The 16,117-nt window shown below is 62.4% G+C and carries 14 protein-coding genes; 10 read left to right on the forward strand and 4 right to left on the reverse strand.

The features are described 5' to 3' along the window. Positions 1 to 46 precede the first annotated feature (46 nt). Together P5205_10200 and P5205_10205 are read right to left on the reverse strand one after the other, a co-directional pair. Complete coding sequence (locus P5205_10200; GenBank protein HSA10726.1) at positions 47 to 511, reverse strand: PTS sugar transporter subunit IIA; 465 nt, start codon at positions 509 to 511, stop codon at positions 47 to 49. A gap of 122 nt (positions 512 to 633) precedes the next feature. Further along, positions 634 to 1,287 carry a hypothetical protein gene (locus P5205_10205; protein ID HSA10727.1) on the reverse strand — a complete coding sequence of 218 codons (654 nt, stop codon included), beginning with the start codon at positions 1,285 to 1,287 and terminating at the stop codon, positions 634 to 636. A 92-nt stretch (positions 1,288 to 1,379) separates the two neighbouring features. Here P5205_10205 and pyrE point away from each other — a divergent pair, with 92 nt between their 5' ends. Together pyrE and P5205_10215 are read left to right on the forward strand one after the other, a co-directional pair. Then, positions 1,380 to 1,946: an orotate phosphoribosyltransferase gene (pyrE, locus tag P5205_10210; GenBank protein ID HSA10728.1), complete on the forward strand. Its 567-nt coding sequence runs from the start codon at positions 1,380 to 1,382 to the stop codon at positions 1,944 to 1,946. A gap of 326 nt (positions 1,947 to 2,272) precedes the next feature. Further along, positions 2,273 to 2,500: a hypothetical protein gene (locus tag P5205_10215; GenBank protein ID HSA10729.1), complete on the forward strand. Its 228-nt coding sequence runs from the start codon at positions 2,273 to 2,275 to the stop codon at positions 2,498 to 2,500. Positions 2,501 to 2,752: 252 nt separating this feature from the next. Here P5205_10215 and P5205_10220 read toward each other — a convergent pair whose 3' ends face one another. Next, positions 2,753 to 3,637 (reverse strand): TIM barrel protein, encoded by an 885-nt coding sequence (locus tag P5205_10220; GenBank protein HSA10730.1) that lies wholly within the window; start codon positions 3,635 to 3,637, stop codon positions 2,753 to 2,755. A 335-nt stretch (positions 3,638 to 3,972) separates the two neighbouring features. On the opposite strand from P5205_10220, the gene P5205_10225 reads away from it, so the two are divergent. The 8 genes from P5205_10225 (at position 3,973) to P5205_10260 (ending at position 15,293) form a co-directional block, all read left to right on the forward strand. After that, positions 3,973 to 5,115, forward strand: coding sequence for a hypothetical protein (locus P5205_10225; GenBank protein HSA10731.1), 1,143 nt, complete (start codon positions 3,973 to 3,975; stop codon positions 5,113 to 5,115). Between the two features lie 6 nt (positions 5,116 to 5,121). Continuing rightward, positions 5,122 to 7,002, forward strand: a complete 1,881-nt coding sequence (locus P5205_10230) for an SPFH domain-containing protein (protein HSA10732.1) — start codon at positions 5,122 to 5,124, stop codon at positions 7,000 to 7,002. 5 nt (positions 7,003 to 7,007) lie between these two features. Continuing rightward, positions 7,008 to 7,919: a protease modulator HflC gene (locus P5205_10235; GenBank protein ID HSA10733.1), complete on the forward strand. Its 912-nt coding sequence runs from the start codon at positions 7,008 to 7,010 to the stop codon at positions 7,917 to 7,919. 7 nt (positions 7,920 to 7,926) lie between these two features. Then, complete coding sequence (locus P5205_10240) at positions 7,927 to 9,024, forward strand: protease modulator HflK (protein ID HSA10734.1); 1,098 nt, start codon at positions 7,927 to 7,929, stop codon at positions 9,022 to 9,024. 36 nt (positions 9,025 to 9,060) lie between these two features. Next, on the forward strand, positions 9,061 to 11,082 hold the full coding sequence (locus P5205_10245) for a cation-translocating P-type ATPase (protein HSA10735.1): 2,022 nt from the start codon (positions 9,061 to 9,063) through the stop codon (positions 11,080 to 11,082). Positions 11,083 to 11,162: 80 nt separating this feature from the next. Further along, positions 11,163 to 12,362, forward strand: a complete 1,200-nt coding sequence (locus P5205_10250; protein HSA10736.1) for an ABC transporter ATP-binding protein — start codon at positions 11,163 to 11,165, stop codon at positions 12,360 to 12,362. A gap of 31 nt (positions 12,363 to 12,393) precedes the next feature. Then, on the forward strand, positions 12,394 to 13,773 hold the full coding sequence (locus P5205_10255; protein HSA10737.1) for a hypothetical protein: 1,380 nt from the start codon (positions 12,394 to 12,396) through the stop codon (positions 13,771 to 13,773). Beyond that, positions 13,770 to 15,293: a hypothetical protein gene (locus P5205_10260; protein ID HSA10738.1), complete on the forward strand. Its 1,524-nt coding sequence runs from the start codon at positions 13,770 to 13,772 to the stop codon at positions 15,291 to 15,293. The genes P5205_10255 and P5205_10260 overlap by 4 nt, the downstream gene beginning before the upstream one ends. 67 nt (positions 15,294 to 15,360) lie before the next feature. Here the strand turns inward: P5205_10260 and lepB are convergent, their stop codons facing one another. Next, the gene (gene lepB, locus P5205_10265) at positions 15,361 to 15,969 is read right to left on the reverse strand and encodes a signal peptidase I (protein ID HSA10739.1); all 609 of its coding nucleotides are present in this window, start codon (positions 15,967 to 15,969) and stop codon (positions 15,361 to 15,363) included. Positions 15,970 to 16,117 lie beyond the last annotated feature (148 nt).

A 16,117-nucleotide genomic window follows, 5' to 3' on the forward strand; every position in this document is an offset into this window, starting at 1 on the left:
GCGTGGGCCGCGCCATGCCCGGCCAGCCCGGAGAGAGGCAAGCCCGCTAATGCTTGCTCTCGTGGCGGATGGTTTTGAGCATGGCGTCCGCATCGGGGGCTTGCTCGAGGGCCTGACGAAACTCTGCTTTGTGCAGAAGCTTGGCGATGTTGGCCAGCGTGTGAAGATGCTTCTGGAACTGGCCTTGCGGCACGAGGAAGAGCATGACAAGCCGCACGGGCTGATTGTCGAGGGCGTCGAAGTTCACTCCTTTGCCAGAACGACCCAGTGCGCCAACCACCTCCTCGATCAGATCAGTGGACGCGTGCGGGATCCCGATGCCAAACCCGATGCCGGTGCTCATGGAGGATTCGCGCTTTTTAACCACGGCGACGATGGCCTCGCGATGCTCGGGGCGGATCTTGGCGGTCGCCACCAGATTATCAATCAGCTCATCAATGGCCTCCCAACGGGTGGTGGCCTGCAGATCAGTGATGATCTGCTCTTTACTTAGAATGTCGCCTAGTTCCATAGCTACGAACTCAGTCCGTTTGCCCATTTCGCCTGAAGCGGGCTTACAATTCAAGTGGGAATTCGCCGTGAATTCGCCTTCACCCAACGCCGCGAGATCGGGCTCCCGCGCGCAACGGGGCTTCAGATTACTCCCGTGAGGCGATGGAGCACCTCCGCGGTGCAATCCCACCACCAACGGAACGCAGTCGGCACGCCCAGCTTTGGCACCAGCAGCGGAATGCCCACCAGCAACACAACCACGTTCCCAAGGAAAATTACGGCCGCGGAGAACAGGTAACCCTGGTCGCTAATGTCGGATTGGCTGTGTTTGAGGATGTGCCAGGTCAGTGTGACGTGGAAAGCATAAGCGGCTCCGAGCAGCAGATGAAACCAAACGAGGTAATGCTGCCAGTTCCATAGCCAATGCCCGCCGAGAAAGACCAGCATGACCAGGACCGCATACACGGGAAAGAAGTAAGGCGCCAGCGCGATGGCGAAATTGCTCCTGGTAACGACCACGTGGCCGCCGCTGGCTGAGGCCCGGAACCTTTTGACTCTGCCGCCGAACAGCCAGGTCCACAGGACGTGGGTGAATTCATGCCCGAGGATATAAACCCACATCGGCTTGGGCAGCAGAACATAGATAGTTCCCCAGCTTGCAGCCCCGGCCAGGAAGGGCACCCAGGTGGTATCGGCGTCACCAGTGGCCCGCAGAACCAGCCATAAGGCCCACGCGGCGCCGACGCACACCGGCAACAACAGAATCGCAACGATGGTCTTGCACCATTTCGGCACGCGCGCAATTCAACCACAGACCAACCCAAATGAACACGGCTAAGAAATCACTTTGCACTTTGCAGGCTGACCGCGCCTTTTACCATCCGGGCATGACTGGAAACGAAGTTCTGCAAATCTTCCGTGACAGCGGCGCGCTGCTGGAAGGGCATTTCGTCCTGCGCAGCGGACTCCACAGCCGGCGGTACTTTCAGTGCGCGCTGGCCTTGCAGCAAATGCCTGTCGTCGAGCGACTTGGCGGCGAACTGGCGCGGAAGGCGGGCTCGCTGGGCGCGGCGACCGTCGTCTCGCCGGCGATGGGCGGCCTGGTGCTGGGCCAGGAAGTGGCGCGCCAGCTTGGGCTTCGCTTCATCTTCGTGGAGAAGGAACAGGGCAAGCTGGCGCTGCGGCGCGGTTTCAAGATTGCGGCCGGCGAGAAAATCCTGGTCGTGGAGGATGTGATCACCAAAGGCGGGCGAGTTCAGGAGACCCTGGACATCGTGCGCGCTCATGGCGGGCAGGTTGTGGGAATTGCCATGGCCGTGGACCGTTCCGGCGGCGCGGTCAAGTTCGGCGTCCCGATGTTCAGCCTGGTTTCCATGGAAGTGGAAGCATTCGACCCCAGCCGGCTGCCCCCCGATCTGGCGGCTATTCCCGCTGTCAAACCGGGCAGCGTGTAGCCAGCGGGCCCGGAGCACTTGCAACAGCTTGACGAATGAGCGATATTAGATCGGTTCTGGCGGACGTGACGTCTCGACGGAGTCCCCTCCAACTCCGTCAACTTCGCGGGGTCTCCCCGACTCCGCCCCCTCCCTGGCGTCCGCCGCCAGGACCCCTTGGTTGCTGGAAGCGTTATTTTCACGCAAGCTGAGTGAAATTCATGTCGCCCAGCAAGTCGGAACATTTGAAACGGCCCGTTTTTGGCCCAAAACAGGCCTAAAACAGCACTGGCACTGGCGATGCTTTAGGAATTTGCAGCGGAACTGCGCAAAACTTTCAGATTCGCATGAGAACACTTTTGCGGAACAAGTTGACCGGGCTTTACTTCCAGGGTCCTGACAAATGGACCAGCGACCCAGTGGAAGCACTTGATTTCAAGATGATTGATCGGGCGATCAAGTTCATCGAGACCTGGCGGCTGCGGGACATGGAGCTGGCCTTTGGCTTCAAAGGCATGAGGCGTGTGACGGGAGTTCCAGTCGAGAAGATCGCCCTCAAGTACTCAGAGGGATAAAAAAACCCCACCATTGCCGTGTAGGACCTTGCTGCGGAACCTGGTTGCAACATTTGGAACAAGCGGGCTGCTTTCGACTTCCAGTAAAGGCATGCCGGCCACAACCTCAGCTTCAAGTTCCTCTTAAGCGTTCAACTTACGGTTCGAGTTCTTGGTCGCTGATCACGCGCAGGGCAGGGTAAATCCTGCTCCGAGCCTGTTAAAGAACACACTTTCCTATGGCCGCAGCATCCGTGCCATTCTCAACTGCAATTACCACTTGCGGGCCGTGCCGTAACCACGAACGAAACCGATGCACTGGCCGACCTCGGGCGTGGAATTGTCCCAGTGGTGTTCGTACTCAATGGAAATATTACCGGCGAATCGCTGGGCCTGGAGTTCATTGAGCAGCGCGGGCACGTCGGCAACTCCGCTGCCAAAGGGCACATCGTGGGCGCCGGGCCCCATTTCGTTCAAGTCTTTCAGGTGGCTGCTGACAATCCGCCCTTTGAGAATGCGCAGGCAATCCACCGGGTTGAGATGCGAGCGAACCCAATGGCCGCTGTCGGCGCAGGCGCCGATGCGCGCGTCGCGGTCCTTAACCAGAGACAGGACGTAATTAGGGTCCCACATGCGGTAATTGGGGTTGTTGGGCTGCTTGGGGTGGTTGTGGAACGCGACTTTAATGTCATATTCTTTGACAAGCTTCTCGATGGTGTCGATTGCGTCCACCGATTCGGTTGTGATGGCGCACAGGCCCAGTTTTTTGGCGAATTCAAAAATCTTGCGCGCTTCGGCTTCGTCTTTGGGCATGCCCACCACGCCGTAGTTGACCGCCGTGACCTTGGCCGCGGCGAGCTTGGCCTTGACCTTCTCAATCGTCTCGCCCGCCGCATTGTGATCCCACTTCACATTAGGCTCCTCCTTGCTGAGTTTCTGCCCGGGGTAGAACTCGATGACCCGGCCACCCGCCTGGGCGGTCTTCTCAATCGCTTCAAACACCGTGAACCGATTGAAGGTATACGCCTGGCAGCCAATAAAGAACCCGCCAATCTTGCAGTCTTCGGGAATCTGGTTCCCCGCGCGCAGCGTGAGGGGCGCGGCGATACCAGTAACCATGCAGCACAAACCGAGTAGTAGAAGTTGCTTTAGTCTCATAGGCACACAATTAAGTCCCGCCCGACTGGGAACGCAATGCCAATCGAAGGCGACCCCCACCACACCTTCAGCCCAAACTAGGTCTCCCACCCAAACCCCTCCGTATCCTAACCGTATCCACACCGTATCCACACCGTAGGTTCAAGTGCGTAACACATTGGTTTCGTTTCATTTACACCAAAGGGCCTCCAATGACCGCCAACAGCCCGGGATTCGCCAGGTGTGCAGCCAAACGCACAGTTTTCAGGCGGCCGGAAGCAGGGCACTATGCGCCGGACCTAAAACAAGTTGTTTTAATGCGCCTGTTGACTAGATTGGCAGGTCCAACCATGTAGATGCGGCAGTTTGTCACCATAGCGACCAACGCGTTTATGGAACTGGTCCGGCAGCCGGTGTTCCTGCTGCTGATGACCAGTTCCGCGGTATTTGAGATCTTCCTGGCCACGCCCTACTACTTTGCCTTCGGAGACGAGCCCCGGTTGGTCAAAAACAGCACGCTGGCCCTGATGCTGCTGGCGGGCCTGCTGGGCGCGGTTCTGTGCGCTTCGGCCTCCCTGGCGCGGGAGATTCGCACTGGCACCGCCCTGGCCGTCCTGTCCAAGCCGGTCGGCCGCGCCCGGTTCCTGCTCGCCAAGTACACCGGCCTGATCTCGGCGCTGGCAGTGCTGACCTACGTGAACCTGGTGGCTGCGCTGCTGGCAAGCCGGATGGCCTTCGACGCTTACGGTTCGACCGACCTGTTCGCCTGGGGCCTCTTTGCGCTGGCCCTGGTGGTGGCCTATGCGCTGGGCGGCTTCAGCAACTTCTTCCTCCGGCGGCCGTTTGTTTCGGACGCCGTCTTCAGCCTGGTGGTGATGGTGACGGTGGCCTTTGTGGTGATTAACTTCTTCGATCAGCACGGCGAACCGCGCGCGTTCGGCACCAATGTGGATTGGCGGCTCATTCCGGCGTCGGTGCTCATTCTCTTTGCGCTCTGGATCCTGGCCAGCATCGCGCTGGCCTGCTCGACGCGGCTGGACATCATCCCCACCCTGGCAATCTGCTCGTCGGTCTTTCTCCTCGGCATCATGTCCGACTACCTTCTGGGCCGGCGGGCGGTGCCGGTTTGGCAGCAGGATGTGACAGAGGAGCTGCGCAGCCCCCGTTGGACGCTGAGCCAGAAAGCCCTGCTCAAGGAAACCAGTGTCAAATACGACCAGGATAAAGATGGCAAACTGGAGCCGGCCGAGCGGGCAGCCATCAGCGTCGAAGACCAGGCGCGGCTGCGGCGCGCGGGCATGGGAAGCGCGTGGTGGGCCTCGGCGCTTTACACGGTAACGCCGAATTGGCAGCTTTTCTGGCTGGCGGATGCTTTCGAGGAAGGCCGAAGCACCTTCCATTGGAGTTATGTGGGCAAGGCGTTTGCCTACATGGCGGCGTATGTCGGAGCGGTGCTGGTGCTGGCGGTGCTGTTATTTGAGCAACGCGAACTGAGTTAATCCTTCATGGACAAGACCATACAGAAGAACGGGCTGATCAACCTCCTGGTGCTGCTGGGGGTGGGCGTGGCGGCGCTGGCCGTGGCGCGCTACGCCAATTCGCTGGGCGGCCAGGTCGGCAGCCTGTACCTCGGCCTCGGCGTGCTGGTGGCGGCGGTGAGCTGGTTCCAAATGCACCTCGAGCAACGCGAGCGCCTGGAGAAGCTGGAACTGGAGGAGCTGGCCAAGGGCCGCAGCGGATCGGCGCTGTTTGAAGCCAAGGACGCGGAACTGTTCCCGGCCCAACGCTCGCGCGAGCAGTTCGAGCGGTTCTTCGTGCCGGGGTTCACGGTGCTGCTGTTCGTGCTGCAGGCCGGTGGCGCCTTTCTTCTCTGGCGCTGGCTGTCCCGCGCCACCACGGTTACCGAGGTGCGGCAGCCCATCACGGGGCTGGCGTTGTTCGGCCTCTTCGCGCTGGTGCTCTTTCTGCTGGGGCGGTTCTCCGCCACCGTGGCCCGGCTGGAACATCACCGGTTGCTGCGGCCCGGGGCGAGTTACCTGCTCTGCAACGCCGTCCTGTGCCTGGTGGTGGCATTGGGGCTGGTCGCGGTTTGGGCCGGATTCCCGAAAGCCGACCTCTATGTCGCGCACGCCCTCTGCGCCCTGCTGGCGCTGCTTGCCCTCGAAACCCTGATCCAATTAGTGCTGGAAATCTACCGCCCGCGCCTCAAGGGCAAAGTCGGGCGCCCGCTCTACGAGAGCCGCCTTGTCGGCCTGCTGGGCCAGCCCGAGGGCCTCGTCACCACGGCCGCGCAGGCCCTCGATTACCAGTTCGGCTTCAAGGTCTCCGAAACCTGGTTCTACCGCTTCTTCGCCAAAGCCCTCGGCTGGATCATTCTGCTGCAAGTGGGTGCGCTGCTCCTGTCCACCGCTGTGGTGTTTATTGACGCCGGCGAACAGGCGTTGCTGGAACGGCTGGGCAAGCTCGTCGAAAGCCGTTCCCCGCTTGGCCCCGGCGCGCATCTCAAGTGGCCGTGGCCCATCGACCGGGTTTACCGCTTCCGCACTGAGCAGATTCAAACCTTTACCGTGGGATTTGCCCCGGGCACGGAGATCGAGCGAGAGCGCTACCTGCTCTGGAGCCGTGGCCACAAGGCGGAAACCAATTTCCTGGTGGCCAACCGCGAGCAACTCACGCAGGCCGTCACCAACCTGGTCACCGGCAAACGAACGCCGCCGGTAAGCCTGCTGACGGTAGGTGTGCCGGTGCACTTCGAGGTCACCAACCTGGTGCAGTGGGCCTACAACCACGAAAACGCCCCCGCGCTTCTGGAAGACCTCAGCACGCGCGAAGTGGTGCGTTACCTCGTGGGGGTGGATATGGGCGAAATCATGTCCCGGGGCCGGGAAGAAGCGGGCCGCGCCCTCCGCAGCCGCATCCAGACCGCCGCCGATGGGCGTCGCCTGGGCGCCCGCATCGTCTCTGTGGGCGTCGGCGACCTGCATCCCCCCGTAAATGTCGTGCCGGAATACGAGAAAGTCGTCTCCGCAAATCAAACCAAACAGGCCAAAATTCTCGCCGCCCGCGCGGACGATATCCGCACCAACGCCCTGGCGCTCGCCCAGGCGGTCACCCTCACCAATACCGCCAGCGCCGAGCGGTTGGCGCGTGAAGTTGGCGCGCTGGCCGAGGCCGCCCTTTTCACCAACCAGATTCCCGCGTTCAAGGCGGCTCCGTCGGTCTATCCCGAGCGCGCCTACCTGCAAACATTCGTCCGGGCCACCGCCAACGCCCGCAAGTACGTCCTGCTCACCACCAACACGCAGGATGTCATCGTCTTCGACCTGCAGGAATCCGTCGCGGAGAGCCTGCTCAACCTGAAAGTCCCCGCTCCCAAGCCCCAATAGTTGCCATGAAACGTAATCCACTGACTCTGATCATCGGCCTGCTGCTGATCGTCATTTTCGGCTTCCTCCTCTTCACCTTCCAGGTCCGCACCACGGACGTCGCCGTGGTGACCACCTTCGGCAAGCCCACCCGCCCCATCACCGAGCCAAACCTCTACTGCAAGTGGCCCTGGCCCATCCAGAGGGTTTGGACTTTCGACCGCCGGGTGCAGAATTTCGAGGACCGTCTGACGGAAGGGCTGACCCTGGACCACTTCAACCTCCTCACCTCCGTATATGTGGGCTGGCGCGTATCCGACCCGGCGACCTTCTTCCCCCGCTTCGCCGGCAGCGCTAAACCCATGGCGGCGGCGGAAGCGCTGCTGGACCAATGGCTGGGCAACGCCAAAACCGCCGCCGTCGGCCGGCATCCCCTGTCTGACTTCGTCTCCACCACCGACGACGGCGCCGCGTTCCTCGCCATCGAAAACGAAATCCTGCAGACCATCCAATCCCAGATCCTCACCAACAACCTCGGTCTGCAAGTCGAGTTCCTTGGCCTCAAGCGCCTCCAGCTGCCCGAAAGCGTCAGTCAGTCGGTGTTTGACCGCATGACCTCCGAGCGCAAGGTCCTGGCGGACGGTTTTCAATACGAAGGCGAGGCCGAAGCCCAGCGCATCCGCTCCGAAGCTGAGCGCCGGGCGGCCGAAGTGCTCTCCAACGCCAAAGCCCGGGCGACCGGAATCGAAGGCGAAGGCGAGGCCGAGGCCGCGAAATCGCTCAAGGTTTTTCAGCAGAATCCCGAGCTGGCCAGCTTCATCTTCCGCCTTTCGGCCCTGGAGGACTCGCTCAAGCAGCGCTCGACGCTCATCTTCGACCAGCGCACCTCTCCCTTTAACCTCTTCGGGACCGGTTCAACCAACCTGCTCACCAAGTAACCTGGCCATGAACGACCACCCGCATACACACGACCAGCCGCCCGCTCCGGAGCTGCCGCCGGAAACGCCGGTGGACGCTGGCTCGCAGGCGCTGGCCGAAGCGTTGCGGAGCAGCTTCGCCATCGTTAAGGTCCTGATGGTTCTGCTGGCGCTGCTGTTCCTCGCCTCGGGCATGTTTACCGTGGGACCGCAGGAACGGGCGATCCTCCTGCGGTTCGGCAAACCGGTGGGCCAGGGCGAAGCGGCCCTGCTGCTCCCGGGGCTTCACTGGTCCCTGCCCTATCCCATTGATGAAGTCATCAAAGTCTCCATCTCCGGCGTGCAGCAGGTTAGCTCCACCGTCGGCTGGTACGCGGTGACACCCGAGCAAATGCTGGCCGGCGTGGAACCGCAGGCGGGCGCCACGCTCAATCCCGTTGAGGATGGCTACGCCCTCACCGCCGATGCCAATATCATCCATACGCGCGCCACCCTCACCTATCGCATCAAAGACCCGATTCAATACGTCTTCAGCTTCGTCAACGCCTCCAACGCCGTGCAGAACGCCCTGGACAACTCGCTGCTCTTCGCCACCGCGCGCTTCAAAGTGGATGACATCCTCACCCGCGACATCGCCGGCTTCCAGGAGGCCGTGCGCCGCCGCGCCACGCAATTGGCCGACCTGCAGAACCTGGGCATCGTCATCGAGCAATGCGCTGTCCAGAGTGTCCCGCCGCGGCAGTTGAAGGATGCCTTCGCCAGTGTCCTCAAGGCGGAGGTGATGCGCAGCAAGGTGCTGAACGAAGCGCGCAGCGCGGAAAACCAGCTCACCAATAAAGCCAGCGCCGATGCGGAATCGCTCGTCAATCTTGCCCAGTCCTACCGCACGAATCTTGTGAGCAGCATCGCCGCCCAGGCCGAGGTGTTCCAGAAACTCCTGCCTGAATACCAGCGCTATCCCGGCCTGTTCGTTGAGCAACGCCTCACCGAAACCATGGGCCGGGTGCTGACCAATGCCCAGGACAAAATCTTCCTGGCGGACAGCCCCCGTGGCAAATCCCGCGAACTGCGGCTATTGTTAAACCGTGAAGTCCAGCGACCGATTGTCGAAGAGCCGAAACCGTAACGCGAGCGCAACGCCGACACTTTAACTCCTAAGGCCATGCAAGTTACCTCTCTGTTAAGCCGGCACGAGCACGAGCATGAACACGAACACGGTGAATCGTGCGCGACGTGCGGCCACGATCACGAGCACGCGCCGGTGCGGCTCTGGCAGACGCTGGTGGGCGTCGTATTCGTCCTCAACGCGTTTCTCGTGGACTGGCTCTTCGAGCAGGGCCACACCGTGGCCAGCGTCAGCGGCCTGATCGGCGCCGTCATCCTCGGCTATCCCATTGTCTGGACCGCCATCAAGGACATCCGCGCCGGCATCCTCAGCATCAACGAACTGGTGGCCATCGCGGTCCTGGCAGCGTTTGCCACCGGCGATTACAAGACGGCGGGTGTCGTTGCCTTCTTCATGCTGCTGGGCGAGATCATCGAAACCCGCACCGCCGAAGGCGCGCGCGCCTCCATCGAGCACCTCATCAAGCTCACCCCCACCAAAGCCCGCCGCATCACCCCGCAGGGTGAGGAGGAGGTCGCCGCCAAAGACCTGGCCGTGGGCGATGTGATCCGCATCCGCCCCGGCGACAACGTGGCGGCGGACGGCGTCATCCTCAAAGGCCAGGGCTCCTTCAACCAGGCCACGATCACCGGCGAATCCTTGCCGGCGGACAAGAAGCCGGGCGACGAGGTTTTCGCCGGAACGCAAAACCTCACCGGCGTGCTGGAAATCAAAGTCAGCCGCGCGGGCACCGACACGACGCTGGGCCGCGTGCGCGAGCTGATCCTCTCCGCGGAGAAGACCAAGCTCCCGATCATGAAGATCGTGGACCAATACATGGGTTTCTACACCCCGCTGGTGCTCGTCATCGCGGCGCTGGTCTGGGCCTTCACGCGCCAGCTGGACAACGTCATCTCAGTCATCATCTTCAGTTGCCCCTGCGCGTTCATCCTGGCGACCCCTACCGCGATGGTGGCCGCGCTTTCGGCCGCCGCGCGGCTCGGGATCCTTATCAAGAACGTCGCCGACATCGAGCTGGCGGCGAAGGTCAACGCCTTCGTCTTCGACAAGACCGGCACTCTCACCACCGGTGAACTGGCGGTAAGCCGCCTGGCGCCGCTCGACGGCATCACCCCTGCGGAGTTGCTGCGCGTCGCGGCTTCCGCCGAGCGCTACAGCAACCACCCCACGGCCAAGGCGTTGGCGCAGTTGGCCGGCGAAGCCGGCGTGCCGCTGGCGGAGCCGAAGGATTTTACCGAGACCGCGGGACGCGGCGTGAAGGCGGAAGTCGGGGGCGCCCGGGTGGTGGTGGGCCGGGCACAATGGCTGCGGGACAACGGTGTGCAGGGGGATTTCCTCAAGTCGGTGGACCTCAACGAAACCGAAGGCTGGAGCCTCATCTTTGTGGCCCGGGACAGCCAGTGCATTGGCTGGGTGGGTTTGCAGGATCAGACCCGCGCGGATGCCCGCGAGTCGCTGGTCGAACTGAAGGCCAGTGGCGTGCGGCGCATCGCGATGGTCTCCGGCGACCGCCAGCCCGTGGCCACCCGCGTGGCGCGCGAAATCGGTTGCGAGGAAGCCCGCGGCGAATGCCTTCCCCAGAATAAGGTCGACTTTGTGCGCGGCGTGAAAGCCAAGGGCTACAAGGTGGCGGTAGTGGGCGACGGTGTGAACGACGCTCCCGCGCTGGCCGCCGGCGACATCGGCATCGCGATGGGAGCGGCGGGCAGCGAGGTGGCCATCCATAGCGCCACCATTGCGCTGATGAACAACGACCTCCGACGGCTGCCGTTCCTGGTGAAACTCTCGCGCAGCACTCGCACGGTCATCAACCAGAACTTCCTGTTCGGGCTGGCGTTTATCATCGGGGGCATGACGCTCTCGGCGCTGAGCTACGTGCCGCCCGTGGTAGCCGCGGTGATGCACACCGGGGGCTCGCTGATTGTGGTATTCAACAGCGCCCGTCTCGTGCGCAAGGGCGAGGAACTGGAGCATTATCAACCGGCAGCGGCGGCGCCCCGGGCCGAACGTCCGGCCGGGCCGGAGCCCAGGGCCGACCTGGCGCCCGGGATGGCGTGAGAAGAATCCCCCACTCCAAACCCGCGGATCTGCCCGAGTTGCGACACCGGGAGGCCGCAGTGATTTGAATGAGCATGGCCATGACTGACAAAGACCCGCGCTCCAACGGCGAAGTAGTCGTTTCCGTTCGCGGCCTGATCAAGGTCTTCAAGGACTTCTGGGGCCGGCCCAAGGCCCGCGCGGTGGATAATGTGGACTTCGACGTGCGGCGCGGCGAGGTGTTCGGCCTGCTGGGCCCAAACGGTTCCGGCAAATCCACCACCGTGAAGTTGATCCTGGGGCTGCTGTACCCGACGAAGGGCCACATCAACGTTTTCGGCCGCTCACCCCGCCACGTGGCAACGAAGGCGCGCATCGGCTACCTGCCGGAGGAGTCTTATCTTTACCGCTACCTCAATTCCCACGAGACGCTGGATTTCTTCGGCAACCTCTTCCGGCTGCCCGGGAATGATCGCAAGGACCGGGCGGAGCAGTTGCTCGAGATGGTCGGCTTGAGCCAGGCCCGCATGCGGGCGGTGGGCGAGTTCTCCAAGGGCATGCAGCGCCGCATCGGCCTGGCGCAGGCGCTCATCAATGATCCGGATCTGGTGATCCTGGATGAGCCGACTTCCGGCCTCGATCCCATCGGCTGCCGCGAGGTGAAAGATCTGATTCTGGCCCTGGCGCGCCGCGGCAAGACAGTCATCCTGAGCAGCCACCTGCTGGCCGACGTGGAGGACGTGTGCGACCGCGTGGTCATTTACTACGGGGGCAAGATCCAGGCCATGGGCCCGTTGCGGGAGTTGCTGGCCACGCCCGACGCGATTCGCATCACTACTCCCGCCCTCCCCCGCGAGACCATGGAGCGCGTGCTGGGCATCATCCGCCAGGACGTCGCGGAGGATAGAGTCACCATTGACACACCCACTCAGAACCTGGAGCGCTACTTTCTGGACGTGGTGCGGACGGCGCGTCAGGCTGCGGCGGAGACTTCCGGCGCGATGTCCGGCGCCCGGGTGGCCGCTTACCTGCGCGGCGAGGCCACCGCCAAGCTGGCACCGGACAAGATCCTGGAGCGGCTCGCCGCCCCGCAAGCCGCCGCGCCAAAGCCTGCCGCAGCATCCGAGCCGCTCGAAACGGTTGACCAGCAAAAGCTGGCGTCTTTGACAAGACCAGCGGAGCCGCTGACCCCGACTCCCGGGGCCGCGCCTGCGCCTGCGCCCGCGCCAACGCCGAGCGAGGAGGAATTGCGCAAGGCTGAAGCGAAGCTGGCGTTGTTGGTGAAGAAAGAGAAACAGTAGCCTGTGGCCGCGGCCTAAGCTCGTTCTACCCATGCAACCTCTGCTTGCCATCGCCGGGTTGACCTGGAAAGCCGCCTTCCGGTTCCGGTTGTTCCTGGTCGTGGCGATTCTGTTGCTGGGCAGCGTGGTGGGCCTGCCTTTATTGATCAAAGATGACGGCACCGCGCGCGGATTCACACAGATTTTGCTGACCTACACGCTGGGCACCATCTCCGCCCTGCTCGGGCTGTCCACGCTCTGGCTGGCCTGCGGCACCTTGGCGCGTGACATCGAGGATTGCACCATCCAGGTGGTCGCCGCCAAACCGATCACCCGGTGGCAAATCTGGCTGGGCAAATGGCTGGGCATCCTGTCTCTGAATGCCGCCTTGCTTGCCTTGTCTGGCGCCAGCGTCTATGGATTGCTCCTGTGGCGCGCAACCCGCCTGCCGGCCGGCCAGCAGAAGATTCTGCGCGACGAGGTGCTCGTGGCTCGCGGCTCGGCCAAACCGCCCAGCCTGGACAAGCAAATCGCGGCCGAGGCCGACCAGTTGCTCCGGGAACAACTGCAGAAATACCCGGACCTGCGGGCCAATATTCCCCAGGCCAGGAAGGAAATTCTGGAACAGGTCAAGGCCGAGTACCAGGTGGTGCCCCCGGCGTACGCGCATGTCTGGGAAGTGGATTTGAGCGCGGCCAAAGGCATCGAGCGCGGCCAGACGATTCACCTGCGCATCAAGTTCAACGCCGCGGACAGGAACATGTCCGGCACTTTTAACGGCGGCTTGTGGGTCGGTGTGCCGGGCAAGACGCCCTTGAGTTCCCGGGAGGTGACGAGCCTGGCGACGGACACCTTTCATGAGTTCGAGATTCCCGCCAATTACGACGACCGGGGCATCCTGACGGTAGCCTTCGGCAACGCGAACAACACGGCGCTCCTGTTCCCGCTTGAGGATGGCATGGAGGTGCTCTACCGCCAGGGCAGCTTTGGGCTTAACTTCGCGCGCGGGCTGGGAATTATCTTCTGCTGGATGATTCTGCTGGCCACGCTCGGGCTGGCCTCGGCCAGCTTCCTCTCCTTCCCGGTGGCGGCCTTCCTGTCCCTGGCCGTCCTGGGCTTGGCGCTCTCAAGCGGGACCATTGCCAATGTGGTGGAGGAGGGGACCTTGATGGGCTTCAACGAAGAGACCAGCAAGTTTGGCCATTCGCCCTTGGACGCCGTTGCCATCCCCGTGTTTCGGGCGGTGCTCAGCCTGATCAACCTGGCCAAGGACTTCTCCCCCATTGATTCGCTCAGCACCGGCCGCAGCGTCCCCTGGACAGAGCTGGGTCGGGCGTTTGGCCAAATCGTGCTGCTGCTGGGTGGAATCATCGGATCAGCGGGCGTCTTCATCTTCACCCGTCGCGAATTGGCGACGGCTCAGGCCCAATGAGCGGCAAACTCAAACAGTCCCTGCTGCTCCTGCTCGCCGCCATGCTGCTGGTGGGGGCTGGCTTCATGCAGCAGTCGCTCAACCACGACCGCGACCGGCTGGGCCTGACGCGCGTTCAGCCGCTGGATAACGCGCCGCCTGTCCTCGCCTTCACCACCGTTGCGCTGGGCGGCTTTCGCGGGCTGATTTCCAACGCGCTGTGGATGCGCGCCACCGATCTGCAAGACGAGGACAAGTTCTTCGAGATGGCTCAACTGGCGGATTGGATCACAAAGCTGGAACCTCATTTCGTGCACGTCTGGCTCGTGCAGGCCTGGAACATGGCTTACAACATTTCCGTGAAGTTCAAGGCCTCCAGCCCCGGCGAATACCCCGACCGCTGGCGCTGGGTCAAGGCCGGCATCGAACTCTTGCGCGACGACGGGCTCCGCTACAACCCGAACGAGACGCTGATCTACCGCGAGCTGGCTTGGTTCTTTCAGCACAAGCTCGGCCAGAACCTCGATGACGCGAGCATGTACTACAAACAGCACTGGGCCAACGAGATGGCCAAAGTCTTCGACAAGAAGGCGCCAAACCTGGAGGAGCTGATCCATCCCCAGACCGACGACCAGCGGGCGCGCGCCCGGCTGCTGCGCGAGACCTACAAAATGGACCCGGAGTACATGCGGGAATTGGACAAGGAATACGGGCCGCTGGAATGGCGGTTGCCGGAGGCGCACGCGATATACTGGGCGGCCCTGGGACTGAAGAAGGCGAGGGAGAATCCCACCAAGGTCAAGGAAGACGACCTGATTACTCTGCGCCGGGTCATTTATCAATCCATGATGCTGAGTTTCCACCGCGGGCGGCTGGTGACTAACCCGTACGTGAACTCATTCGAGTTCGGCCCGAACCTGGACATCATCCCCAAAGTGAACCTGGCCTACGAGCGGGCGGCCGAGGAGGATAAGAACAACCGCGACCACATTCTGAAGGCGCACCGGAATTTCCTGCGCGACGCCGCTTATTTCCTCTACGAATACAATCGCCTGGCCGACGCGGCCGAATGGTACCGCTACCTGTCCACCAAGTACCCGGACAAACCGTTGCTCACCGGTGATACCAACTCCCTGCCCGGCCGGATGACCCTGGATCAGTATGCCGTGGCCCGAGTGCAGGAGGACGTGAGCGACAGCGGAGGTCACGACCGGACCCAGGGGGTCATTGAAGGGTTGCTGGTCAATTCCTACCGGAACATGGCACTGAATGAAGACGCTCCCGCGGCCGGTTACAGGCTGCTGGCGCAAAAGGTCTGGGAGGCCTACCAAAGCACGATGCCCAAAGAGCGGATGCAGGCGATAGGCTTGCGGCCCTTCGAAGAAATTGACCGGGAAATCCGCGGCCGCATGCTCGATCCCCGCGAAGGCACGCCGTTCGAATTCCGGGCGGTTCTGCGCACCAAGCTGGGAGAACCTCCGGAGCCGCCTCCGTCTCCCGCGGCAACCAATGAGCCTCCAGCAAGAGTATCGAGCCAGTAAGGCTGGGCGGTGCTGAGAGCTGCTGTTGCGGCGGATTGATCCCTGGCCCAGCTTGGCTAGGTGTGGATCAGCGTGCGGCAAGCCCGCCCCACGTTGGCCGCATCAGTGTGGTTCCGTAATCCGGCAGTGTGTAGGCCGTTACATACGCGCCGACGAAATTGTCGGGCAACGGAACACGCCGCTTGATCTGCTTGCGCAGCACCGCGCCGTATGCGCGGCTGTCCGAGCTAAAGAACCGGTTGTCGCCCAGCACGAAATACTCTCCTTCCCCAAGCACAAAGACCGCCCCTCGTCGCGCTCGCTCGCGGGGGAACGTGTAGCTGTGTTTGGGCAGGTAAGGCTCCACCAGTAGCTGCCGGTTAATGAACACGCGCCCTCGCCAGAGTTGAACCGTTTCGCCCGGCAACCCAACGATGCGCTTCAGCGCCTCGTCCTCCTGGCCATCGTCGAGGATGACAACGTCCCCGCGCTCAAGCGGTGTCGAAATGGGCGTCCCATAGAGATGCGTCCCCGGAGGATAATAGGGCTCCATGCTCGAGCCCTCCACCACATACACGGAGCCGACAAAGACCCGGCCAGCGCCCACTCCCAGCGCCACAGCCAAGACGCCCCCGATCAACGTGCGGCAAGAGCGGCTTTCCCACAATTTCTGCATCAAGTGGCGAAGGTGCGCCATATTTTGTACTCGGTGTCTCGTAATAAGTCAGTGGTTGCCGGAGTAACTGCGCTATGTTCAAGGCGCATCCCGGTTTTGCTGATCAAGTTCCTTGGGTGCTGCAGATTTGCTGCCAACTGCAGTTCAAGCGCGCAGGCGAGGATACAAA

It is taken from the genome of Candidatus Paceibacterota bacterium (assembly GCA_035452965.1).
Classification (GTDB): Bacteria; Verrucomicrobiota; Verrucomicrobiia; order Limisphaerales; family UBA8199; genus UBA8199.